Raw genomic sequence first — 22,091 nt, forward strand, 5'->3', positions numbered from 1 at the left:
TTACTCTCTATTCAAAACAGTGAAATCGAATGTGCCACCCACCGGCAAAACGCCCTCGGCAAACCCAGGCGTCGTATCGATAATGTGCTTCCGCTCATATGAATGTGACATGAGGTATTTGTTGCTCACGTCGATGAAGTCGGTGATAAAGCACACGTTAGCCTGATTCTTTTTGGCTCGAAGACCGCGACCAACACGTTGGCGCATCTCAACTTCGGCTTTGCCGCCACCACCCAGAATCACTGCCCCTACGCTTGGAACGTCGACACCAACATCCAGAATGGTTGAACCAATCAGAACATCTATCTTGCCTGCCGCCAGACTGTTGAGCTTTGCTTGTCGGGTAGTCTGGTTTGATTCTCCGTAGATGAAATCGACCTTCAGGCCGCTTTCCTTCATCATTTCCATCAAAATCTGACCATGACGCTTCAAACGAACCAGCGTCATACAGTTCAGACCGTGACTTTTGTACATTAACGCTTCGCGCACAATAGCCTCGTTGCGGCCCAGATTGTAAACGATGCCTAACTGATAGGCTTTCTGGTAAGCCGTACTCATTCCAACCCGAAAGTTCAGGTGTTTCGAAGCAAGTTCGGCCCTAATCCGCACCTCGTCTGGAGTGTACGCGATTTTATGATATAGAAAGTATGGTTTCGCTAAAATACCTCGATCGATCAAATATTTCTCCGTTACCTTTATCTCAATGCGGCCGGCAACGGCCATGAGACGCATATTTGCCTCGGTCGAGTCCTTCATGAACGGCGTAGCTGTCAGCGCCAGACGGTAATCGGCATTGATGCACAACCTGGCGATATCGTAGAAGTTTGAACCAGATGATTCGTGTGCCTCTTCCAGAATCAGCAGAGAAACGCTGGACAGAAAGCGCTTAACCAGTTCCCGGCGCTTCAGGTGGTACTGTTTTTTCTCCGGTGATGCGTCGCGCGGTGGTTCTTCGAGAAAACTGGCCAGGGTCTGCACCGTGGCAACGTTGATATGGCGCGAGACCTGGAACTCACCAGATCCAATCACCCCAACTTTCTGACCTTTCAACCACGGCTCGCCATTCTCCGCGCGGTAGTCGATGGATTTCTGGAAGTTCTCTGCCATCTGGAACATCAGAACCGAGCGCGTGGTTAAAAACAGCGTCATACGACCAATGCGAGCAGCTGCCTTACACGCTACGTTCGATTTACCGCCACCCGTCGCAATCTGGGCAATCATCATCCCTTCGCGCACCAGTGTTTCCACAGTCTGATCCTGATACGCATAGTCCGGGTTATACGGGAATGGGTTAACTACCGGGTTCGGCTTGCCAAGCGCGGGGGCTTTTTCCTTGCGCACATGCACGCATTTGATGCCAGCTTTCAGAAGGTTGGCCGCTACTGGCTTCGCAAACCCAGCCGGGAACGCGTTTTTGCTCCAGTTGAACATCGTGCTGGTTCCTTTCCAGTCACCAGCCTCCACTTCATAGCTCAACATCTCCTGAACGAGCCGTTTCACGTTGTCATCAGCGCCAGAAATCAGCGCATTGACTGCATTCGATACAATCCGAACTGTCATAAACCTCTTTCCTTCGTGCCTTTTGTATGGTAATTGGCTATTATAGTAAGTAAGTACTTATACAATGGATTGTATCAGAATTATGGATGTGAAAATTACGATTCTGCAGGTGGAAGTCGCGAACCTGCGTCCGAATCCCTGGAATACCAACTCCGTTGGGGCGCAAAACTTCGAAAAACTGAAAGGCTCTATCGAAAAATTGGGCTTTTTTAAGCCAATTCTGGCGCGGGAGCTGGACGGGGGCGTTTTTGAGATCCTCGGTGGCGAACACCGCTGGCGTGCCGCGATGGAGCAGGGCATTTCAACGGTCCCCGTCATCTCCGTGGGCAAAATTAACGACCTGGTGGCCAAACAGATGTCCCTGGTCGATAACGAGCGCTACGGCGAAGACGATCAGGTCGCTTTGCAGCGCTTAATCGAAGAAATCCAGTCTGAAATCGACTACCGGTTGTCCGATATCGCCCCGTATGACGACGAAATGGCGGCAACACTCGCCAAAGCGTCCGTTATCGATCTTGAAGCGCTGGAAGCGCTCTCCCGTGGCGATGACGAGTCGGTCGATGAGGACAAACGCGAGAAAACCGAGCGAGTCGGCGCTGAACACCAGACGATGCGCTTCAAGGTGACGTTTGATGCGTCAGATCGCGTCGCCGACACCATCAAAACCATCATCAAAGAGCAGGGGATCAATACCGGTAACGAAATGGAGAACGCCGGGGAAGCCCTGGTGTGGCTGGTCGACTACTACAAGGAGCGTATGTAATGACCAAAAACTTTGAAATCGTCTATCGAAACCCGGCAGAACTCATCCCGTATGAGATGAACGCCAAAAAACATGACGAACAGCAGATCCGCGATCTGGCGGCCGCCATCAAAAAGCGCGGTTTTGACCAGCCGATCACGGTCGACAAGCACGATGTCATCATTACTGGCCACGGTCGTCGCGAGGCGGCACTTCTGGCTGGTCTGGAGCGTGTGCCGGTCATCGTTCGCGACGATCTGAGCGAAGAAGAAGTGAAGGCGAAGCGTCTGGAAGACAACCGCCTGGCCAGTATTGACTACGACGCCATCAAATTGCAGCAGGAACTGGAATCCCTGGTGCTGGGCGACGTCGAGGTCTTCGGTTTTGAAGAGCGCGAGCTGAACGTGCTTGTCGGCAGCATGACCGAAGAGATGGAAACCGGCTCTCTGGTGCTCGATCTGGGCGAAGAGACGGAACGCCAGAAAGAAGAGCACACCGAGATCAGTCGCGAAGTGGCCTCTGAAGAAGTCCGCGTCATCGACGTATTGGGCTTTAAAACGCTCCCTGCTGGCTCTGCCATTGTGGTTGGGGATTTGCTTGCCCACATGGAAGAAATCACGGGAGAGAGCGGGGTAGACGCTTTCGTGGCGTATGCGGAGAAAGTTTCTTCTGGGGAGCTGGCTGCATGAGCAAATACACCATCAACGTATCGTTTCAGACCCGCGTGAATAAAACCACGCGCACGCTGGAGATTGCCGAATCGTTCGGTCTTGGCCTGGACGAAAAAGAGTGGACGCTTTACGACAATCTGGAGCTGGAAGTGAAGCAGGGCGATGTGGTGTACATCACCGGCCAATCCGGTTCCGGTAAATCCGTTGTGCTGCGCGAGCTGCAACGCCAGATGAAGGATGAAGGGCTTTCTGTAGCCTCCATCGATGACTTTACCTTCGACAATGAGGTTAACGTCATCGACCAGCTGGGCAAAACCACCAGCGAAGCGCTGGGGCTGCTGTCTATGGCCGGATTGAATGACGCCTATCTATTCGTGCGCAAGCCATCCGAGATGTCTGACGGCCAGAAATACCGTCTCAAGATCGCCAAGCTGATCGAGTCAGGCGCCAAAGTCTGGGCAGCCGACGAATTTGGCGCTGTTCTCGACCGTGTAACCGCCCAGGTTGTGGCGTCGAACCTCCAGCGTGCCGCCCGTAAGGTTGGTGCGACGGTAATGGTGGCGACGACCCACGAAGACCTGAAGAACGCGCTGCGCCCGGATATGCAGATCACCAAGCACTACAAAGAACGCGTGAAGGTGGAATATGCCTGATTTGAAGATCGTAGAGCTGAAGCCATCGAAAGAGGCTGACAACAACAACGTTGAAGTCATCCGCCTGCTGGAAGAAGCACTCCAGTACGCCAGAGAAGGCAAAAGCCAGAGCCTGGCGCTGCTGATGATCAACAACGACGGCAATGTTCTGGATTGCTGGCATAACGGTGGGCGTCCATACGTCATGGTCGGGGCGATGGAATCGCTTCGCCTGGACTTCATCAATGCCAATATCGAGCGCAGGTGATCGACATGACAGACATCATCATCAAACGCTACCGCCCGGAAGAGTTCCCGCGTCATCTGGACTTTCTGGAGCGTATGACCGTTACCAAAGGCACGGTTGAAGACTGGCACGCGCTGAAGTCGCTGCACTACAAGACGGATGGTAAGCCGTTCGCGCCAACGTATTATCGCTGCGAACTGGACGACCGGCTGGTGGGCGTCGTGGTTATGGCTTACCCGAAACTGCTGCTGGCGCCTCGCCATCGCATGTTTCCTAAGCTGAAGCCAACCACCAATACCACCGTGGCCAACCAGTATTGGGGCCGGTACGTGAACAACAACTTTGCGGTGATCAGCCGTTCCGTTGTTGACACTCAGTACCGCGGTGTCGGCGTCTCCTATCGTATGATTAACCTGGTTAGCAGGATGCACGACCGGCCAATCATCGAGATCCAGTCGTCGATGAGCAAATACAACCCGTTCGCCATGAAAGCAGGGTTCCAGTTCATCCGTCCGGAGCGTCCGAAGAGCTATGAGAGTGCGTTGCGCGTCTTCCAGCGTCATTTCCGTTCCGACCCTGGCGACAACGAAGCGATCGTCAAAGAGCTGTTCGCCATGAGTGAGTCTCGCCGCCGTCGTGCGCTGCGTGATCTGGTTGCCGACTACCACAAGAACAGTTCACTGGCCAAAGCCGGGCGTAACCGAGGCACTACCATTCAGGACATTGCCGACAGCCTGGTGGATGAAGCCAGCATCGTGAAGCTACTCAAAGATATTCATAACCTGAGCTTCACCTCACCGTTATATGGGGTGTACCGCAACCCGGATTTTGGTCGTCAGCTGCCGGACACGCTGCCACTGCTGGCATTCGACAAACAGCCTTTGAATAAACCTCTTGAAATTGCATTACCGGCATAAGGATTTGCCATGACGTCTACCGACAAACAAAAAGACATCATCAAAACCATCAATTTAGGCCATGAGCGTGGGCATCTGCTCGATCTGGACGAGCTGCTTGAAGTGCTGCCGTACAAAACGACCAAACAGAGTATGCAGTTCTCTATCCGCGCACTGGTGAAAAAGGGGCTGGTGGAGAAAGGAATGTGCCGCCAGCGCGGAGATTCCGGCTACCACCGTCGCACGCTGGGACTGACCACGTTAGGTCGTGCCCGAGCCAAATTACTGGTGATGTAAGTCGGTCTGGGAGCCAGTTTGAGAGCCTGCTTCCGTATATATAAATACTAAGTGACTTATTAAATATATACGGAAGCAGGTTCTGAATACTCCCCAGCCCGGTTTTAAACACCCAGAAAACAAATTGGTTAGGCACTGAATTAAACAAGTTGTTTAGGAGCGCAAGGATGCGCTCTGAGTGTTTTAGAGGGATCTATGACTGTAGAAAAAGACGAGAGCAAAACTCGCCTGACACCAGCTGAGTGGGCAGAAGCCGAAGCAAAGTGGACTTCCGGCGAATACACACTCTCCAAGCTGGAGGAAGAGTACGGCATTCGTCGTGAAACGCTCTCCAGACATTTCAAAAAGCGTGGATTAGAGAAAGGCGCGGACTCCGTTGGGAAGATGGTGCGCGAGTCGCTCAAATCCGACGCAGAGCTGCGTGCGAAGGCGCGTGCAGAGAAAATCGAAGAGCGCCGGACTCGTTACGACGATTGGGCATTCGCACTCGGGCGCATGGTCATGCACGAAGTTGCCACTGCCAAAAAGGATGGCAGACCTCTCGCAGCCATAGAAGATGACCTTAAAAGTCTCCAGCGAGCCAGCGGCACACTCGCTAAGTGCTTCGAAATATCCTCGAAAGCGCTCGGTATGGATCGCGCTGAGAACGAAGAAGACGAAATCCCGAACCTGGTATTTGGCGAACTTACGCCTTCCCAGGTGGCGCAGCTGCGTAAGGAAGATGATGAGCCGGATCTGATTGATGACGATCTGCTTGAGTCACTCGAAGAGGAAGCACTGAGCGAAGCAGAGGGCGATTCTGACGCGTCTGGTGATGAAAGTGATGGGAGCGTCTAACTATGGCCATCCCGTCGTCTCTGAGTCTCGTACAGCTGCATTCTGGGCAGATGCAAGTCTTTCAGTCGCCACATCGTTTCAAAGTGGTGTGTGCGGGTCGACGCTGGGGTAAATCCCGGTTGTCGATCTCCACCATCATCCGCGCGGCAGCCAAAGAGAAGAAGCAACGTGTCTGGTACGTCGCACCGACGTACCAGATGGCTCGCCAGATCTTGTGGGATGACCTGCAGGAAGTTCTGCCGCGTAAATGGGTTCGTAAGAAAAACGACACCACGATGACCATCGTGCTGAAGAACGGCTCTGAAATCGCGCTGAAAGGTGCGGATAAGCCCGATACGCTTCGTGGTGTGGCACTGCACTTTGTGGTGCTCGATGAATTTCAGGATATGAAGCCGGACACCTGGTACAAGGTACTGCGTCCGACACTGTCCTCTACCCGTGGCGGTGCGCTGATCATCGGTACGCCAAAAGGCTTCTCCGAGTTCCACAAGCTGTGGACTATCGGTCAGAACAAAGATTTGCAACGCAAAGGGCAGTGGAAGAGCTGGCAGTTCGTTACGGCTGATTCTCCGTTCGTACCGAGCGCGGAAATCGAAGCAGCGAAGAACGATATGGACCCTAAATCGTTCGCACAGGAATACCTGGCCAGCTTCGAAAACATGTCCGGACGCGTTTACTACCCGTTCGACCGCAATGTGCATGTGAAGCCACTCCAGTTCAATCCGAAACTGCCGATCTGGGTTGGTCAGGACTTCAACATCGACCCTATGTCATCGGTCATCCTGCAGCCGCAGCCAAATGGCGAGTTGTGGGCCGTGGACGAGGTTGTGCTGTTCTCTTCCAACACGGCTGAAGTGTGTGATGAGCTGGAGCGCCGTTTCTGGCGCTGGAAGTCTCAGGTCACTATCTTCCCTGACCCGGCAGGTGCGTATCGCCAGCACGCACGCGGCGAATCGGACGTCGATATCTTCAAGGAAAAAGGTTTCCTTCGAGTCGATTATCCGAAGAAGCACCCGCCGATCGCAGACCGTGTTAACGCAGTGAACCGCATGTTGATGAGTGCCTCGGGCGAAACCCGGTTGTACATCGATCCGAAGTGCAAACACCTCATCGACTCGCTGGAGAAGGTGATCTACAAGCCAGGCTCACGCGATATGGATAAGACTGGCGGCATCGAACACAGTGCGGATGCGTTGGGTTATCCGGTTCATCGTAGGTATCCGGTGAAAAATCGTGTTATTCTTGGTGGATCTAGATAGGTAAGTGCTTACCTAAGTGGAAAGGGAAATCAAATGGAATTGACTGACAAGCAAATCAAAGACCTTGTGGCACGACGCCACCCTGAATATGAGAAGAAAAAAGAACATTGGGACTTCCTCGCCAGCACCTACGCTGGCGGGCGTGCCTGGTTCAACGACAATATCTTCCGTTACTTCAAAGAGGGCGATCAGGAGTTCAAAGAGCGCCTGGAACGCGCTTATCGCTTCAACCATACGCGCGAAGTGGTAAACCTCATCAACAAATACCTCTTCAAAGAGGTCATTCACCGCAACACTGATGAAGCACCGGAGCAGATCCGCAATTTCTGGAAGCGAGCCACGCGCCAGAACGCCTCCATCGATGCGTTTATGGCGGCTATCGATCTGCAATCATCCATTTATGGCCGTATCTGGGTTGTCGTGGACAGCACCATGAACGTCGATGTTGAGTCTGTTGCAGACGAGAAGAAAAATGATGCGCGTGCCTACGCTTACTGGATTTCGCCGCAGCAGCTGCTTGATGTTGCCTGGGATGAAGACGGCAATATGTTGTGGGCGCTGATTGTTGAAATCGCGCGCGACGACGAAGATCCGTTCACATCAACCGGGCAGGAATACCAGCGTTACCGTCTGTGGACGCAAAACGAGTGGTATCTGTTCCGTGAAGAAGTGAAGAAGGGTTCCGGAAATAGCGGTCGCCGTCAGGCCAAAGTCGTTCTGGAGGATAGCGGCCAGCATAATCTGGGCGTGGTGCCGGTGTTCCCGGTGGATTGCATTGGTGAAAGCGAGTCTCCGTATTTCAGCCCGTCGTTGATTGACGATATTGCCTATCTTGATCGCGCCGTGGCCAACTACCTGTCGAACCTTGACGCGATTATTCAGGATCAGACATTCAGCCAGCTGGCGATCCCGGTTCAGTCATTGCTGCCGGGCGATGAAAACCACACCAAAGTGCTTGAAATGGGGACAAAGCGCGTCTTCACCTTCGACTCTGAGAGCGGTAATCAGCCATTCTACCTGTCTCCGGACCCGAAACAGGCCCAGATGATTATCACCACGATTAAGACGGTGATTAACGAGATCTACCATTCCGTTGGCGTGGCAGGTGAGCGAACCAAGCAGGATAACGCACAGGGCATCGATAACTCTTCGGGCGCAGCGAAGATGTACGACTTCCAGCGCGTTAACAGTCTGCTGGTGACAAAAGCAGAGCGCCTCGAAAGGGCAGAGCGCCAGATGATGCAGCTGGCAGCGAAGTGGATGGGTGTCGAACTGGATGAAGACCACTCTCTGATCGCGTACCCGGAAAGTTTCGACATCCGCGGTCTGACTGATGAGTTTGCAGTTGCTGAAAAGCTCTCGCTGCTTCAGGCACCTGATTCCGTTCGTCGTCACCAGATGGAAATGCTCATCGAGAAAGTGTTCCCGAACATTTCTGAGGCGATGAAAAAGGAATTTGATAAAGATCTCTTGAAATTTCCTCCAAAAAATGATCTAAACACCCTTGAAAATAAGTCAATACTTACTTATGATCGAGATACAGCCCAAGAAAGCGGGCAAGATCAACCCCGAGGGAATGGGGACTCATCTACTCAAGAGACCGAGTGATAAGTAACGAAAAGGAATTTCTATGAATCTGTGGCAAATGCTTTTGGCCCGTCGTGGCCTGATGGATGCAGCCGAAGCGCATGAGCGCGGCGGCGCTGGTGGCGGCGCTCCTGCTGGAGACAATGAGCAGGGTACGCAAGACCAAGGCAAACAGGGCGAGCAAAAAGAGCAACCGAAGGGTGACGACGAGTATGCCGGTATGACTCAGGAAGAGTTGCTGGCAGAACTACGAAAGTCCAAGAAGACCGGTGCAGACCTGCTGAAAGAGAACATGAAGCGCAAGGAGAAAGAGCGCACATTGGCCGATCAGCTGGCTCAGTACGGCGATATTGACCCGGCGCGTGCTCGCCAGCTTCTCGAAGCTGAACAAGCCGCAGAAACCGCACGCCGTGAGGCAGAGCAGGCTGAACTGGAACGTCGCGGCGAATTCGACGCTGTGAAAAAGCAGATGATCGAAGCGCACCAGGCTGAACTGGCACAGCGCGACGAACGCTACTCCGCTCTGGAGAGCGAGAACGCCGCACTGAAGGCTCAACTGGTCGAAATGACTGTTGGCGCTTCCTTCAGCGGCTCTGCCTTCCTGCGTGACAAAGTTCTGATGACTCCGGCTAAGGCTCGCGTTATCTACGGCTCTCATTTCGAAGTGGGTGAAGACGGTAGTGTTGTGGGCTTTGATAAGCCAGCCGGTCAGAAAGAACGTGCAGTTCTGGTTGACGGTGAAGGCAAACCGTTACCGTTCGAATCCGCGATTGAGCGCATTCTGCGTGCAGATCCGGAAGCTGACGCACTGTTGCGCAGCGAAGCCAAGCAGGGTGCTGGTTCCAATAGCAAACCGACCCACAAAGTAAACCAGCCGAAGAGCAAGTCGACTATGGATAAGTTGACCTCCGGTCTGGGGAAAATCGGACTCAAGTAACATCTTAAATCATAGGGAAATGAAAGATGCCATTACTGCGTGATGAAGCTGAAAAGCTGTCTAACAACGAACTTGAGCAGGGTGTGATCGAGACCATCATCGATCGCGATGACCTGTTCGCTGTTCTGCCTTTCATGAAGATTAATTCTAAGGCATACCTCTACAACCGCGAAGCTACCCTGAGCGAAGCAACCTTCATTGATGTGAACGACACCATCACCGAAGGCGCTGCAACCTTCACCGAACACGTTGCGAAGCTGCGTATCCTGGCAGGCGACGTAGACGTCGACAAATTCCTGGCGACCACTATGTCCGACACCAACAACCAGCTGGCAATCCAGGTTCGTCAGAAGGTGAAAGGTCTGGCTCGCGCATTCCGCCGCAACCTGATTCTGGGCGACTCCAGCACCAACACCAAAGCGTTCGACGGCATTCCGAAGCTGATGCACGACGATCAGAAGATCGATATCGAAGGCGCTTCCATGACCTTCTCCATGTTCGACGAGCTGGTCGACGCGGTGAAAGATCTGGGCGCAGACTGCATCATGATGCGTTCCGAGCACCTGCGTGCTTATCGCGCTCTGCTGCGTACCGTTAGCCTCGGCCCGTCCGAAATCATGATGGAAAACTTCGGCCGTCCGATGCTGTGCCACAACGGTGTACCGTTCATCGTGAACGACTTCATCCCGACTGACGCGGGCAAAGCAAGCATCTACTGCCTGCACCTGTCCGAAGAGAACGGTGTGACTGGTCTGTATGGCGGTGAAAACGCAGGTATCGTTGTTGAGAACATCGGTACTGTTCAGAACAAAGACGCAACCCGTACCCGCGTTAAGTGGTACTGCTCTCTGGCGAACAAGCACGACAAGGCTATCGCCGCGCTGACCAACGTAAAAATTTGATCAGTATGGTAGGTAAGTAATTATCTACCCTTTAAGGGTGGGCTATACGCCCACCCTTTTTGTAGGAGCGAGAAATGCCAGAACAAAAGATGAAGATCACGGAAGAGGCGTTTGCGGATTTCACGGGGCATATGTGCCGTGCCGGATTCACCAATTCCATCTCCAACGAGCCTCTGAGCGAGCGCCAGCAGAACCATCTTGCGGCTTGCTTCCGGGCAATTCCGTTCACTCAGTCTGTCACCATTACACCGGCTGCGTAACCAACACATGGGCGGCGATGACGCCCATTAAGTGAGAAGAAGAATGAAACCAGCAAAAATTCGTTTATTGGAGCCTCAGTTTTTGGGGTATACGGGCATTCTCTGCGGTATCCAGTTTGTCGACGGCATCTCGGTTGCTGAACTGCCATTCATCGATCAGCAGCGAATTTGTGCCTCCATGCGTGCCACTACCGTTGAAGGCAAAAATGTATCTCCTTCTGCCGCGTACAGCAGCCGCAATGATTTGACTGCGGACGACATTGTCGAGACGGCGGCCCCGGATATTGTGCCAATGAAACGTGGTACGGCTGAAGTGGAAGCCAAACCGGTACAACGCTTCACTCGTGAAGAGCTGGAGTCGATTGCGGACTGTGAAGGTATTGCGGGTCTGCGTCAGATCGGCAACCAGATTGGCGTGAAAGCCAAAGGTATCGTTGAAATGATCGAAGGCATCCTGAAAGCACAGGGCGGTGAGTAATGGCGCAGATCGACACGTACCGTAGCGGGGAAGCAGTTTCCCTGTCGTTTGCATTTAACGTTCTGGATATTGAGTCGGCCACGTATACCGTCAGAGATGGCGCAGGTGCGATCATCGTCGATAACGAACCTCTCGATATTACTGAGGGGCAGATGTCCATTCCGGTTGTCGTGTCGGCCGAACACAACCTGCTTTCAGATAAAGAGCGCGATCTGCGACACGTCATTGTCAAAGCGGTGGCATCCGGGCTGACGCATGAAGAGCGCAAGATGTACGTTCTGCTGAATAGCTTCGAGCTGTCAATTCCTGGCCAGTCATTCGCAACGGTCGCAGACGCCCAGATGCAAGCTATCGATATGCTGAACGGCGACACCCTGTTAGCTGATGGCGAAGGGCTGATGCGCAAACGTCTCATTGAGGCCACCAGACGCGTCAAAACGCTGCCGTTCTCAATCCGCAAAGTCCTGCGTATCGACTTCGACCGTTACGACCGCCCGCAAAACATGCTGAACGTCTATGACATTCCGTGGGGCGCTGACGGGGCATATCGTCACGATCAGATCGATTGGGAACAGATGACGCCGGATAAATTCGAAGAGTTCCCGGACTACTTCAAACTGGCATTAATGCTGGCCGTGGTTAATGAAGCCTGCGAAATCGCTAACGGTAATGACGTAGCGGCAGCCCGCGAGGACGGCATTCTGTCTGAGTCCATTGGTGAAACGACCAATATGTACCGCACCGGCAAAGCGGCAAATGTGCATGTGGCTCGCAGTACCTGGCGACTGCTGGTCAGTTACATCAATAACCGCATGATTGTTCGCCGTGCGTAACGCCAGTCGCATTATTTACTTCTGGTCGAAAGGCTCAAGACGAGCAATCGCGCCTTCGCCTGGTAATGAGTGCGGCCGCCAACCACAGGGAGAGTGCATGAACATTTCATGGCAAGCAGAGATTGCGATTTACCGTCTTGGTTCGAAGAACGTCTACGGTGAAGCGCAATTGCAGTTCGTCAGGAAGACGAACGTCGGCGTAGTTAAGTTTGAGCAAAGTAACGAGAAGTCATCGGTACGTGCGGACAGCTCCGGCAGTCGCGGTAAAGCGAATCTGGAATTGTTCGATGCTGTTCTGGTGATCCCACTTGAGGCCGCAGTGCAGCTTGATGACGTTCTCATTCTGGAGGGGCAAAAGCTGAAGGTATCCAGCGTGCATCGTCGCTGGGGACTGCGTGGGCGCCCTGGGCACCTGGAAGTAGGGGCAAACATATGGGTCTGAAGTACGACTCGCATCAGTTTAAGCGTGCTGGCGACAGGCTCAATAACAGCCAGAAAGCTTTTAAGCGTTATCTCATCCGTGACATGGAGAAGCTGGCGCGTCTGGTTGAGCGTCTGGCGCGGGCAATGGCCCCGCTGGAGACTGGCTCACTCGAAAGCGCGATCTTCGCGAGAGTGGTCAAAGAAGGCTATACCGGGCTGCGTATTGAGTTATCGGTATCTGGAGCCAAACCACGAGAAGGGCATCCGGGCGTTGAGGTTGGCGATTATGCGGAGTACATGGAGTTGGGCAAGTATCGTCTCGGCTATCTCTCCCGCATGAAGAGCGTCACCAACCCGCCAGTCGCTGGTGTGAAGCCACGAGTTGGGCCTTTGTTCCTTGAGAGAGCCGTGCAGATCAGTGAGAAACAGTTCACTCAGACGATTGCAGAAGCGGCAAGGAAAGCAGGTTTTACGAGAGGTTGATGTGTTTATTGAGGCATTTGCGAGCCTGATGCAGAAGGCGAAGATCGGTACAGTCGGCACTGACATTTTCTGTCACTACATGCCAGCCAATGTGAAGTCCGGTGTTCTGTTGGTTACTCCCAATACGGGGATCACCATTGACCATGAGTTAAAAGGCTTCTATCACGACTCTTTCACCGTCATCGTGCGTAATGCGACGATCACAAAGGCGGTGGCGAAAGCCAATAAGATCATGGACATGTTCCCGGTCGAAGAAACCGTGTCAGAGGGCGTTTACTTCCGGTTGGTTCGGCCAATGTCGATGCCGATTACTTATCCCAAAAACGAAGGTTCGCTGATTGAAGCGGGTATCCCGATTGAATTTGCGGGCTATTTGTTGAATTAATAAAATAAGTAAGTATATACTTACCATTGGCACCATGAAGGTGCTGATTTAACGGAAAAAGGAGTTTTCCAACAATGTCCAATACCCATGTAAAAAACATCAAACTTGGCGCCTGCAAAGTGTCGTTTGGTGGCGTTGATCTGGGTTACACCAAAGGCGGTGTTCAGGTTGAAGTTGCGACCGAAACTCTGAAAGTCACCGTAGACCAGTTGGGGCAGACCACCATCTCCGAGCTGGTGCAGGGTCGTAACATCACTATCACTGCGCCGCTGGCCGAGTCTGTGTTGCAGAATATGGTCGATCTGATGCCGGGTTCTACTCTGAGCGAAGAAGATAACGCTGTGACCATCACTTCCGCACAGGGCGTCAACCTGATCGACGTAGCCAAAGAGCTGGTTCTGACCCCGCAGGATACCACCGACTACGTTCTGACCATCCCGAAAGCTGCGACCGCAGGTAACTTCACCATGACCTACCAGTCTGATGATGTTCGCGTGTTCTCCGTTCAGTTCACCGCTTACCCGGATGACGACGGCGTGCTGGGGAAAATGAGCGGCCCAAAGCCGGTTAAAACCGTCTCTATCTCTCCGGAATCTCCGGAAGTTAAAGCCGGTGAGACCGTGCAGCTGACTGCCCAGATCACCCCTGCAGATGCCGGCGATAAAACCGGTGTGTGGGAATCCGACAATCAGGAGAAAGCAACCGTTGACCAGACTGGTCTGGTTCGCGGAGTAGCTGAAGGTTCGGCAAATATCTCCTTTACCAGCAATAGCGGCGGCAAGAAAACGACCAAAGCAGTAACGGTTAATTCTGCCGAATAATCGCGACGTAACTAAGCAGAGGCTCAGGAAGAGCCTCTCTTTCAAAAGGACTTTAACCAATGACCAAATTACTCGATCTCGACTCCATTCTGCCGCCGAAGAAAAGCATCAAGTTCGGCGGCCAGGAATATCCCATCGTTGAAATGACTGTTGGCCTGTTCGTCTCCATCAAGCAGATGGAAGGCAAAGACCTCCAGAACATGTCGCCTGTTGAGCAGGTTACTGCTTACGCCGACCTGGTTCGCAAGGTCATCCCATCCGTGCCGGACGCTGTACTGGAAAAACTGACTGTTCCGCAGCTCCAGCAGATCTTCACCTTCGCTATGGAAGTGATTGATGAAGAGAACGAAAAAGCGGCTGGTGAAGGGGCAAAGTAATTTCCCGCGATGAATCCGGGGTAAAGACCGTATCGATAGATCTCGGATTCTATTTCAGTCGTGTAGTTGCTCACTACGCCGTGTCGCCATTAGAGCTGCTGGGCGTCCCTCTAACGATGTTCTGGATGCTCAGCCGCAACATCGACCGTCTGCGTGCGGAAGAGGATGTCCGCAACCTGCAAGTCGCTCGCGCTGCTCAGGCAGATGGCGAGGGCGTGAAGGCGTTCATGGAGGGTTTGCAACTCAGGATTGGAAGACCAGTCGTAACCGATAAAGTCTACGATCCTCGCAAGGATAAGGCAGACCCTGACGCCAAAGAGCAACTGATGCAAATTTTTGGCAGAGGATGACAAGGGAATGTCACAAAACGTAGAGTTTATCCTGTCGCTGGAAGACAAGCAGTTTACAGCGTCAATCGACCGGGCGGGTAAGCTACTTACCAGATTCGGGGAGCAGGCCACAAAGCCAGCTCAGAAAATTAACAATCTGGAACGCTCGTTGGGTTCGGTCTCCCGCATCATCGGCGTTCTGGAGTCCAAGCTCGATGCCACGGCAGACAAACTACAGGATGTAGCTGCCGGCTTCGAGCTTGTGTCTGATGTTTCGCGCAAGACGCGAGGCAACATTACCAGCCTCAACTCAGGTCTCAAAACCCTGATTGAGCGCGTCGACACAACCACCTCATCCGTTAATAAGCTCACCACATCGCTGCGCAAGGTTCAGTCTGAACTCAACGAGTTTTCCGATTGGGCAACGTTCGCTGGCAAGAGCGCCAGCCGCTTCGGTACGGAGGTAAAAGAAGCCTCTTCCTCCGTGAGTGGCATGAATACGCGCCTTAACACCACGACGAAGCGTCTCAGTAATTGGGGTGTCACAACGAGCCAGGCTGCCGAGGGGCTGAAGAAAGTCCGCGATCAGATGGATGCCGTGATTGGCCGCCAGCAACTGATCAGCAAGCCGGTACGTGTACGCACCAGCGGCTACGGTGATGGCGGTGGTGGTCGACACAGCGGTTCCTATGGCCACGGCGGGCGTGGTGCTGAAAGTGGTGTGTTCTCTGGTCTGCGCGGCAACATTTTCTTGCTTGGCGAGATTGGTGATGCGGCAAGAACGGTAACTGACATCCTGTTCGGCTGGCAGAAGCCAATCATCGAAGCCGCCTCCGAAATGGAGCGTATGCGTGTCATGTTGCGCGGGCTGAACAAGGACAAGGCCAACCCTGGCAAAGCAGCCGCAGAGGATATGCAGTACATCGTGGATATGGCGCAAAACGCCCCGTTTGCGATGCAGGCTCTGACCGATTCCTTCGTTAAATTCCGCTCGGCAGGTCTCGATCCTACTGACGGGTCGCTGAAAGCACTGGTGGACTCCGTTGCACGCTTCGGCGGCGATAGCGAACTGCTTAAACGTGCTGCCGTGGCTGTCCAGCAGATGTCCGGTAAGGGCGTCGTGTCGATGGAAGAACTGCGTCAGCAATTAGGTGAAGCCGTTCCTAACGCGATGAAAGCGATGGCAGACGCTGCCGGTATCACTATGGGGGAACTGACCAAAGCAGTCTCCACCGGTACTGTGGAAGCGAAACAGGCGCTATCGCTGATGTTCGTTGGTCTGCGTGCGGAGAACGAAAACGCCGCCAAAGACATGATGCAAACCTACACTGGTGCGCTGGCGCAATTGCAAACCTCCTTTACGCTGTTTGCCGATCGTGTCGGTCAGGCGGGCTATCTGGATTCTCTCACAAAGGGGATGAAAGAGCTTGCTTCCATCATGAACAGCGCTGAAGGCATTTCGTTCGCTAACTCGCTGGGTTCCGGACTCTCCACGGCGATCGACGGCTTACGCGAGCTGGCGCAGTGGCTGGCTAAAAACCAGGAGCTGGTTATCAGCCTGGGCAAAGTTGTTGCTGCGATGGTGGCGTTCAAGCTGATGCGTGCCGGGATTGCAGGTGTGATCGGTACTGCCGGGCAAATGGTTAACACATTTACCAAGATGTCGACCGTTCTCCAGGCTCCGTTCAATCTGGGCGCGACAGCGGTCACCCGCTTTAATCGTGCGGCTCGTATGGGGCTGGCTCCAATCCCATCGCTGATCTTCGCTATCCGTGGCGCGATTACGGGGCTTCAGGGCGCGTTTGCTGGGCTAACTGCGTTCATTGCAGCAAACCCCATTGGTGCAGCGTTCACCGTAGCTACCGTGGCTGTAGCCGGTCTTATCACGTATATGACCATGCTCCGCAGCGAAACGTCCAAAGTTGTGGACGAGATCCGCAAAATCCCGGAGGCGATGACTGCGGCCAAGCGTGCGCAGATGGCAGCGCGTGCAGCCGAGCTTGAAAAACAGATCCAGCGAGACCAGCAGGCGCTTAAAACCGGTGAAAGCGTGAACTACTACTCCACAGCGGCTGGCCCTGTCGCCGTGAAGGAGTCCAAAGAGGTTGTTGAGGCTCGCCTGAAGAAAAATCAGGAAGAGTACGAAAGAACCACAGGCACGATGGCGCTGGGTGATGGCGCGGTGGCCAAACGGCTGGCAAAAGAGGCTGCTGAATCCCAGATTGAGAAAATCCGGGCAGATAACCAGGTCTTCTCTGCAACGTTTGTGAAAGCCCGTCAGGAGGCTCTGGATAAGATCCAGAAAATCAACGACGACAAATCGCTTTCGGACGACGAGAAGAACAAGCTGCTCGCACCGCTTCGCGAGAAGGTGAACAAGTCCTATCTGGAACCGGCGCAGAAGCTGGTCGACGACCTGTCTTCTCGCAAAAACGCAACCGAGAAGCAAATTGCCCACTTCAGCGACATGCTGGAGAAAGCGAAGAAAGAGGGGAACACCGAGCAGGTTCAGAAGCTACAAGGCAGCATCCGTGGGTATCAGGAGCATCTTGAAGCTGTTGCTCAGGAGCTGACTCAGGCGGAGTTCGAGCGTGATAGCGCGGCGAAAACCGGTAAGGGCGTAATGTCCAACCAGGGAACCGTTCTAGGGCTGGGAACGACCGATAAAGCGGCTCAGAAAGCACTGGCGCAGTATATGCGGAACCAGATGGACTCCGCGACCTACCAGCGCACACTGCCAGACGGTACGGCGATGCTGGACTTCGAAGGCAAGCCGATCATCGGGCCGAAACAGCTCAAAACCCAGTTGAACCTGCAGAAAGCCTCCAGCGCCAGCTCTCTGGAGAAAATGAGCGACGAGGAACGTGCTGCCGCGATCGCCGCACTGACCAAAGCGCGTGAGCAGGACGCCGCAGCAGCGGAAAAAGCCGGGCAGCGTACTGCCAATGCTTCTCAGCGTGCCGCTAGGAAGGAAGAAAATGCGCAGCGTAAGCTGGCGGCCGGCTACCAGAAAGCCCTGGATAAAGCCGATCAGCTTATGGGGCAGATGGGTGAAAGCTCAAAAGCGACCGTGTCGTTTGATCAGTCTCTCCGCGATACCACCAAATCGCTGACCGAACTGGCCAACGCCGTACCGAATGAGTTCATCACTCAGGAGATGATCGACAAAGCCAAGTCACGCCTGGCTGACCTGGCTAACGCGAGCGACGACTATCGCGAGATGTTCAACCGCCGCAACGTCGAGCAGATGATCTCCACCTGGGCGCCGGAATCCGATTCCATCATCAGCGCGGGTTACAAGCCGTCTCGTGAAGAGAAGGTGGCCGATTTCAACGACACCTACAACCGTAACCTGAAAGCGTTGATGGATCTGCGTGACCAGGCTTCTGATCCGAAAATCGTGGCGCTTTACACCAAGCAGATTAACCAGCTGGTGGCGGCAGGCAACACCGCTCTCATCAAAGAGACGGGTACGGCGACACAGAAGCTGGCGCTTGAGTACGAGAATCTGGCCGATCAGCTGGAAAATAGCTGGAGCAACCTGTTCAGCAACATGACGGATACGCTGACCGACTTCGTCATGAAGGGGAAAATGGACTTCTCCAGCCTGGCAGAATCCATCCTCCGCGACATCACCAACATGGTTGTGAAGACGCAGATCACCCTGCCTCTCATGAACATGCTGGGGATGGGAACGACGGCAGCGGGCAGCTCTCAGAGCGGCAATCTGCTTTCTGGTGTCGCATCAGCGGTTGCCAACCAGGGCGTCCGGATGAATGCGGTCAACGGCGATAAGAGCGTGGGTGAGGCGACGAAAGAGACCTCCAGCTCGGTCTCCGGTCTGGGGCAGACCACTCAGCAGACGACCAGCGCGATTGGCTCTGCAACCAACGCGATCGGCAGCTGGGTGAATGGACTGTTCACCAGCACTGAAGCCAAAGACGCGGAAACCAAAGCGGTGAAGACATCCATCTTCTCCATGCAGAACCTTAGCTCTGTCACGGGGGCGCTTTCTGCCGCGTTTGCCATGCTGGGAGCAAACATGTCCGGCTCTGGCAATAAGTGGTTGAGCTTCGGCGCCACCATTGCCTCCGGGCTTGTGTCTGCCTGGGCTGGTGGTGGCTTCGACAACATCGGATCGGGTTCCTCCGGCTCTAACTCCGGGTTCAACAATCTCACCGGATCGGCATCTGATGGTACTGGCGGCATCCCGGCAATTCCGAAGTTCGCCAAAGGCGGCATTTTCGGGAAAGACGGCGTGGTTCCGCTGCGTGCGTACCAGAAAGGTGGCATCGCTGACTCTCCACAGCTGGCGCTGTTTGGTGAAGGGGATATGAACGAAGCCTACGTTCCGCTTCCGGATGGGCGTTCCATCCCGGTTACGCTCAACGCAGAGGGTGTTAAAGGCGGCGGTGGCGGCGTTTTCTCACCTGTCAGCATTGAGATCAACGTCAACAGCGACGGCAGTGTCTCGGAGAACAGCAATTCCGAAGGCGCATGGAGTCAGGCAGCGCAGCGCATGAAGGCGATCGCGCTTGAAACCATCGCTCAGGAGAAGCGGCCAGGCGGTTCGCTCAACCCTAACTCTCAACGTAACTAACCACGGCTGCCCCGGAAGGGGCAGTCTCACAAGGATGTGAGATGGAAAGACTGACTTTTAACTGGTATCCCGACTACGAGTCGGAAAAGACCGTGAAGCCTAACGTGGCGGTTCTGAATTTCGGTGACGATTACGAACAGCGCCAGGCCAAAGGTCTCAATCGCATCAAAGAAGAGTGGAGCCTGACATTTACGCGCTCTTACGACGTCATCAATGCCGTCGATGACTTTCTGACGGCACGCGCGGCCGTTGAGTCGTTCTACTGGACGAACCCTCGTGGCAAAAAGATTGTTGTGGTGTGCGACAGCCATACGGTCAAACGTTACCAGGGCTATCAGGTTCTCACTGCGACCTTCAGACAAATTTATGAAGGATAATTTAACCTACTAGATAAGTAAGCACTTATTTACTATTATTTATAGGCGCTGACAGGATGTTGGCGCCTCTTTATTTCAAGGAAGAAACGATGGGTATTAAAGCTGATATTCAGAGCTTGTCGCCCTCCGCGCTCATTGAGTTGTTCGAACTTGATATGTCGAACACCACCTCTGGGGGCAAGCTGTTTTTCCACGCCGGCACAAACGAACTGATGGAGCCAGTCGTTTGGCAGGGTGTGTCCTACGAACCGTGGCCAATCAAAGCGTCAGGCTTTGATAAGACTGGTCAGGGTACTTTGCCGCGTCCAAAAATCCAGGTCTCCAACTTTGCCGGAACTGTCTCCGCTGAAGTTCAGGCAAACGACGATCTGGTGGGTTGCCGCATCATCCGCAAGATGACGCTGGCGCGTTTTCTCGATGCGGCCAACTTCAAAGACGGGAATCCAACCGCAGATCCAAATCAGCACTTCCCGGATGAGATGTGGTTCATCGAACAGAAGACTCTCGAAACCCATGAGGTCGTCGAGTTTGAGCTGTCGAGTGTGTTCGATCTGATGGGCGTGCAGCTGCCGTACCGCCAGATCATCAAAAACACCTGCCCGTGGAAATACCGCGGCCCAGAGTGCGGCTACACCGGCCCATATTTCGACAAAAACAACCAGCAAACCACCATGTCAGGCGCGGATTACTGCACGAAACGCTACGACTCATGCAACGCTCGCCGTAACTACTTTGCCAATGGCGTAATCCACTTTGGCGGGTTCATCGGAGCAACACGTTATGGGTAATAAAGTGCTCCCTGAGCTTGGCTCGGACGTTATGCAACAAATCTATCTGACAGCCATCAAACGCTACCCGAACGAAGCGTGTGGCTTTCTGGTGCGCACCACTGGCGAGAAATATCGCTTCATTGAAGCCCGGAACGTGTCGGAGTACCCGGAAAACACGTTTGTTATGCACGCTGACGACATTATCGCTGCGGAAGATGCGGGGGACGTGGTTGCCATCTGGCACTCCCACACTGACGAATCAGCTGATGCGTCAGACGCCGACCGAGCCGGATGTGAGGCAACGGAAGTTCCGTGGTTGATTCTGGCTGTTCGGAAGAATGTCGAGGGCGATGCGCCATTTCACTTCAGTGAGATGAATGTGATCACCCCAGACGGCTTTGAGATGCCTTATCTGGGGAGACCCTATGTGTTCGGTGTCTTCGACTGCTGGATGCTTTGCCGCGACTATCTCAAGCGCGAGTTTGGTGTTGAGCTGAATCCGAATGCGCACCTGCATATCCCGTCATGGTACACGGGCGACAACGACATTCTCGACCAGAACTATCGAAATGAAGGGCTGGTGCGTCTTGCGCCAGGGACGGAACCGCAGCGCGGCGATGTCTTCTTCATCCAGTACGGAAAAATGCCTGACCACTGCGCGGTGTATATCGGAGACGGCATGATCCTGCATCACCAGATCGACCGCCTGAGTTGTCGCGCTTATTACGGTGGCATGTACCAGAAACACACGACGCACCACCTGCGTCACAGAGACTTACTCAAGGGAGATGAGACGTGTCTGAGTTAGTTCATGTGCAACTTGGCGGCCCTATGGCCAAACACTTCGGTCGTCACTGGCATTTGAAGGTTCGCAACACCAAGCAGGCTCTGGATTTGATTGAGGCTAATCGCCCCGGATTCAAAGCCTGGATGAAGCGAAACCTCAAAACCTACGACAAATACCACATCCAGATCACCAACAAGCAGGGCCACAAATGGTCGGTCGACGAAGGTGAGTACCAGATGATGGGGCAGTCCGACAACATCGCGAAGATCCGAATTACGCCAGTTCCTCGCGGTAGTGGCGGCTCTGCGTTTGGTTGGTTTCAGACGGTGGTGGGTGCTGTTTTGATGGTCGCCTCCATCTGGGTTCCAGCCCTGGCTCCGCTCGGTTTGTCATTAATGATGGGCGGCGTCGCGCAACTCATTTCGCCACAGGCGACGAACGACAGTGTGAGACAGGCGGATAACTCCGACTCGTTCTATTTCGATGGGCCGCAGAACACCACTAACCAGGGAAACCCGGTGCAGCTCATCTATGGAGAGGAAATTTTGGTTGGCTCGCAGGTTGTGAGTTCTTCTATCACCATCGACCAGCTTATGTAATA

Annotated in this window: 24 protein-coding genes and 2 pseudogenes; 25 read left to right on the forward strand and 1 reads right to left on the reverse strand. The window is 53.8% G+C overall.

Features of this window, described 5'->3' with window-relative positions:
* Positions 1-1,560 (reverse strand): DEAD/DEAH box helicase, encoded by a 1,560-nt coding sequence (locus LLF79_RS22060; protein WP_022649940.1) that lies wholly within the window; start codon positions 1,558-1,560, stop codon positions 1-3.
* A 59-nt stretch (positions 1,561-1,619) separates the two neighbouring features.
* Between LLF79_RS22060 and LLF79_RS22065 the strand changes: the two are divergent.
* The 25 genes and pseudogenes from LLF79_RS22065 to LLF79_RS22185 all read left to right on the forward strand — a co-directional run bounded on the left by LLF79_RS22065 (position 1,620) and on the right by LLF79_RS22185 (position 22,089).
* A pseudogene (locus LLF79_RS22065) lies at positions 1,620-2,323 on the forward strand (ParB/RepB/Spo0J family partition protein).
* A complete protein-coding gene (locus LLF79_RS22070; RefSeq protein ID WP_000164561.1) occupies positions 2,323-2,991 on the forward strand; it encodes a ParB/Srx family N-terminal domain-containing protein in 669 nt (222 codons plus the stop codon). Before LLF79_RS22065 ends, LLF79_RS22070 begins: the two are co-directional and overlap by 1 nt.
* Complete coding sequence (locus LLF79_RS22075) at positions 2,988-3,626, forward strand: ATP-binding cassette domain-containing protein (RefSeq protein ID WP_006812519.1); 639 nt, start codon at positions 2,988-2,990, stop codon at positions 3,624-3,626. Before LLF79_RS22070 ends, LLF79_RS22075 begins: the two co-directional genes overlap by 4 nt.
* Positions 3,619-3,873, forward strand: coding sequence for a hypothetical protein (locus LLF79_RS22080; RefSeq protein ID WP_022649942.1), 255 nt, complete (start codon positions 3,619-3,621; stop codon positions 3,871-3,873). The genes LLF79_RS22075 and LLF79_RS22080 overlap by 8 nt, the downstream gene beginning before the upstream one ends.
* A 5-nt stretch (positions 3,874-3,878) precedes the next feature.
* Positions 3,879-4,769, forward strand: a complete 891-nt coding sequence (locus LLF79_RS22085; protein WP_002211789.1) for a hypothetical protein — start codon at positions 3,879-3,881, stop codon at positions 4,767-4,769.
* Between the two features lie 9 nt (positions 4,770-4,778).
* Positions 4,779-5,045: a hypothetical protein gene (locus tag LLF79_RS22090; protein ID WP_227880423.1), complete on the forward strand. Its 267-nt coding sequence runs from the start codon at positions 4,779-4,781 to the stop codon at positions 5,043-5,045.
* 195 nt (positions 5,046-5,240) lie between these two features.
* Positions 5,241-5,882, forward strand: coding sequence for a hypothetical protein (locus LLF79_RS22095; protein ID WP_022649943.1), 642 nt, complete (start codon positions 5,241-5,243; stop codon positions 5,880-5,882).
* Between the two features lie 2 nt (positions 5,883-5,884).
* Positions 5,885-7,141, forward strand: a complete 1,257-nt coding sequence (locus tag LLF79_RS22100) for a phage terminase large subunit (protein ID WP_002211787.1) — start codon at positions 5,885-5,887, stop codon at positions 7,139-7,141.
* Between the two features lie 33 nt (positions 7,142-7,174).
* Positions 7,175-8,749, forward strand: a complete 1,575-nt coding sequence (locus LLF79_RS22105) for a phage portal protein (protein WP_227880426.1) — start codon at positions 7,175-7,177, stop codon at positions 8,747-8,749.
* A 22-nt stretch (positions 8,750-8,771) separates the two neighbouring features.
* Positions 8,772-9,665 carry a DUF6651 domain-containing protein gene (locus tag LLF79_RS22110; protein WP_022649945.1) on the forward strand — a complete coding sequence of 298 codons (894 nt, stop codon included), beginning with the start codon at positions 8,772-8,774 and terminating at the stop codon, positions 9,663-9,665.
* A 26-nt stretch (positions 9,666-9,691) separates the two neighbouring features.
* Positions 9,692-10,567, forward strand: a complete 876-nt coding sequence (locus tag LLF79_RS22115; protein ID WP_001130336.1) for a major capsid protein — start codon at positions 9,692-9,694, stop codon at positions 10,565-10,567.
* A gap of 74 nt (positions 10,568-10,641) precedes the next feature.
* Positions 10,642-10,824: pseudogene (locus LLF79_RS22120) on the forward strand (hypothetical protein); the annotation flags it as partial.
* Positions 10,825-10,870: 46 nt separating this feature from the next.
* Positions 10,871-11,305 carry a hypothetical protein gene (locus tag LLF79_RS22125; protein ID WP_000801184.1) on the forward strand — a complete coding sequence of 145 codons (435 nt, stop codon included), beginning with the start codon at positions 10,871-10,873 and terminating at the stop codon, positions 11,303-11,305.
* Positions 11,305-12,138 carry a hypothetical protein gene (locus tag LLF79_RS22130; RefSeq protein ID WP_022649947.1) on the forward strand — a complete coding sequence of 278 codons (834 nt, stop codon included), beginning with the start codon at positions 11,305-11,307 and terminating at the stop codon, positions 12,136-12,138. Before LLF79_RS22125 ends, LLF79_RS22130 begins: the two co-directional genes overlap by 1 nt.
* 97 nt (positions 12,139-12,235) lie before the next feature.
* Entirely contained in the window at positions 12,236-12,580 is a 345-nt protein-coding gene (locus LLF79_RS22135; protein WP_001027662.1) for a hypothetical protein, read from the forward strand.
* Positions 12,571-13,044 (forward strand): hypothetical protein, encoded by a 474-nt coding sequence (locus tag LLF79_RS22140; protein WP_022649948.1) that lies wholly within the window; start codon positions 12,571-12,573, stop codon positions 13,042-13,044. The genes LLF79_RS22135 and LLF79_RS22140 overlap by 10 nt, the downstream gene beginning before the upstream one ends.
* Before the next feature lies 1 nt (position 13,045).
* Complete coding sequence (locus tag LLF79_RS22145; RefSeq protein WP_000469441.1) at positions 13,046-13,429, forward strand: minor capsid protein; 384 nt, start codon at positions 13,046-13,048, stop codon at positions 13,427-13,429.
* A 74-nt stretch (positions 13,430-13,503) separates the two neighbouring features.
* Positions 13,504-14,250, forward strand: coding sequence for an Ig-like domain-containing protein (locus tag LLF79_RS22150; RefSeq protein WP_022649949.1), 747 nt, complete (start codon positions 13,504-13,506; stop codon positions 14,248-14,250).
* 59 nt (positions 14,251-14,309) lie between these two features.
* On the forward strand, positions 14,310-14,627 hold the full coding sequence (locus tag LLF79_RS22155) for a hypothetical protein (protein WP_000163862.1): 318 nt from the start codon (positions 14,310-14,312) through the stop codon (positions 14,625-14,627).
* Between the two features lie 125 nt (positions 14,628-14,752).
* Complete coding sequence (locus LLF79_RS22160; RefSeq protein WP_000952684.1) at positions 14,753-14,977, forward strand: hypothetical protein; 225 nt, start codon at positions 14,753-14,755, stop codon at positions 14,975-14,977.
* 7 nt (positions 14,978-14,984) lie between these two features.
* Positions 14,985-19,556, forward strand: coding sequence for a tape measure protein (locus LLF79_RS22165; protein WP_063929952.1), 4,572 nt, complete (start codon positions 14,985-14,987; stop codon positions 19,554-19,556).
* Between the two features lie 41 nt (positions 19,557-19,597).
* Positions 19,598-19,933 carry a phage tail protein gene (locus LLF79_RS22170; RefSeq protein ID WP_016051623.1) on the forward strand — a complete coding sequence of 112 codons (336 nt, stop codon included), beginning with the start codon at positions 19,598-19,600 and terminating at the stop codon, positions 19,931-19,933.
* An 89-nt stretch (positions 19,934-20,022) separates the two neighbouring features.
* On the forward strand, positions 20,023-20,721 hold the full coding sequence (locus LLF79_RS22175) for a phage minor tail protein L (protein WP_016051624.1): 699 nt from the start codon (positions 20,023-20,025) through the stop codon (positions 20,719-20,721).
* Positions 20,714-21,511: a C40 family peptidase gene (locus tag LLF79_RS22180; protein ID WP_022649951.1), complete on the forward strand. Its 798-nt coding sequence runs from the start codon at positions 20,714-20,716 to the stop codon at positions 21,509-21,511. The genes LLF79_RS22175 and LLF79_RS22180 overlap by 8 nt, the downstream gene beginning before the upstream one ends.
* The gene (locus tag LLF79_RS22185) at positions 21,499-22,089 is read left to right on the forward strand and encodes a tail assembly protein (RefSeq protein ID WP_016051626.1); all 591 of its coding nucleotides are present in this window, start codon (positions 21,499-21,501) and stop codon (positions 22,087-22,089) included. Before LLF79_RS22180 ends, LLF79_RS22185 begins: the two co-directional genes overlap by 13 nt.
* Positions 22,090-22,091: the final 2 nt, after the last annotated feature.

Source organism: Enterobacter cloacae complex sp. 2021EL-01169, assembly GCF_020733125.1.
GTDB lineage: Bacteria > Pseudomonadota > Gammaproteobacteria > Enterobacterales > Enterobacteriaceae > Enterobacter > Enterobacter roggenkampii.

What these genes read in the sequence shown, in the direction of transcription:
- LLF79_RS22060 (WP_022649940.1), bottom strand. Translation starts at nt 1,560, where the DNA reads ATGACAGTTCGGATTGTATCGAATGCAGTCAATGCGCTGATTTCTGGC.
- LLF79_RS22070 (WP_000164561.1), top strand. Translation starts at nt 2,323, where the DNA reads ATGACCAAAAACTTTGAAATCGTCTATCGAAACCCGGCAGAACTCATC.
- LLF79_RS22075 (WP_006812519.1), top strand. Translation starts at nt 2,988, where the DNA reads ATGAGCAAATACACCATCAACGTATCGTTTCAGACCCGCGTGAATAAA.
- LLF79_RS22080 (WP_022649942.1), top strand. Translation starts at nt 3,619, where the DNA reads ATGCCTGATTTGAAGATCGTAGAGCTGAAGCCATCGAAAGAGGCTGAC.
- LLF79_RS22085 (WP_002211789.1), top strand. Translation starts at nt 3,879, where the DNA reads ATGACAGACATCATCATCAAACGCTACCGCCCGGAAGAGTTCCCGCGT.
- LLF79_RS22090 (WP_227880423.1), top strand. Translation starts at nt 4,779, where the DNA reads ATGACGTCTACCGACAAACAAAAAGACATCATCAAAACCATCAATTTA.
- LLF79_RS22095 (WP_022649943.1), top strand. Translation starts at nt 5,241, where the DNA reads ATGACTGTAGAAAAAGACGAGAGCAAAACTCGCCTGACACCAGCTGAG.
- LLF79_RS22100 (WP_002211787.1), top strand. Translation starts at nt 5,885, where the DNA reads ATGGCCATCCCGTCGTCTCTGAGTCTCGTACAGCTGCATTCTGGGCAG.
- LLF79_RS22105 (WP_227880426.1), top strand. Translation starts at nt 7,175, where the DNA reads ATGGAATTGACTGACAAGCAAATCAAAGACCTTGTGGCACGACGCCAC.
- LLF79_RS22110 (WP_022649945.1), top strand. Translation starts at nt 8,772, where the DNA reads ATGAATCTGTGGCAAATGCTTTTGGCCCGTCGTGGCCTGATGGATGCA.
- LLF79_RS22115 (WP_001130336.1), top strand. Translation starts at nt 9,692, where the DNA reads ATGCCATTACTGCGTGATGAAGCTGAAAAGCTGTCTAACAACGAACTT.
- LLF79_RS22125 (WP_000801184.1), top strand. Translation starts at nt 10,871, where the DNA reads ATGAAACCAGCAAAAATTCGTTTATTGGAGCCTCAGTTTTTGGGGTAT.
- LLF79_RS22130 (WP_022649947.1), top strand. Translation starts at nt 11,305, where the DNA reads ATGGCGCAGATCGACACGTACCGTAGCGGGGAAGCAGTTTCCCTGTCG.
- LLF79_RS22135 (WP_001027662.1), top strand. Translation starts at nt 12,236, where the DNA reads ATGAACATTTCATGGCAAGCAGAGATTGCGATTTACCGTCTTGGTTCG.
- LLF79_RS22140 (WP_022649948.1), top strand. Translation starts at nt 12,571, where the DNA reads ATGGGTCTGAAGTACGACTCGCATCAGTTTAAGCGTGCTGGCGACAGG.
- LLF79_RS22150 (WP_022649949.1), top strand. Translation starts at nt 13,504, where the DNA reads ATGTCCAATACCCATGTAAAAAACATCAAACTTGGCGCCTGCAAAGTG.
- LLF79_RS22155 (WP_000163862.1), top strand. Translation starts at nt 14,310, where the DNA reads ATGACCAAATTACTCGATCTCGACTCCATTCTGCCGCCGAAGAAAAGC.
- LLF79_RS22160 (WP_000952684.1), top strand. Translation starts at nt 14,753, where the DNA reads ATGCTCAGCCGCAACATCGACCGTCTGCGTGCGGAAGAGGATGTCCGC.
- LLF79_RS22165 (WP_063929952.1), top strand. Translation starts at nt 14,985, where the DNA reads ATGTCACAAAACGTAGAGTTTATCCTGTCGCTGGAAGACAAGCAGTTT.
- LLF79_RS22170 (WP_016051623.1), top strand. Translation starts at nt 19,598, where the DNA reads ATGGAAAGACTGACTTTTAACTGGTATCCCGACTACGAGTCGGAAAAG.
- LLF79_RS22175 (WP_016051624.1), top strand. Translation starts at nt 20,023, where the DNA reads ATGGGTATTAAAGCTGATATTCAGAGCTTGTCGCCCTCCGCGCTCATT.
- LLF79_RS22180 (WP_022649951.1), top strand. Translation starts at nt 20,714, where the DNA reads ATGGGTAATAAAGTGCTCCCTGAGCTTGGCTCGGACGTTATGCAACAA.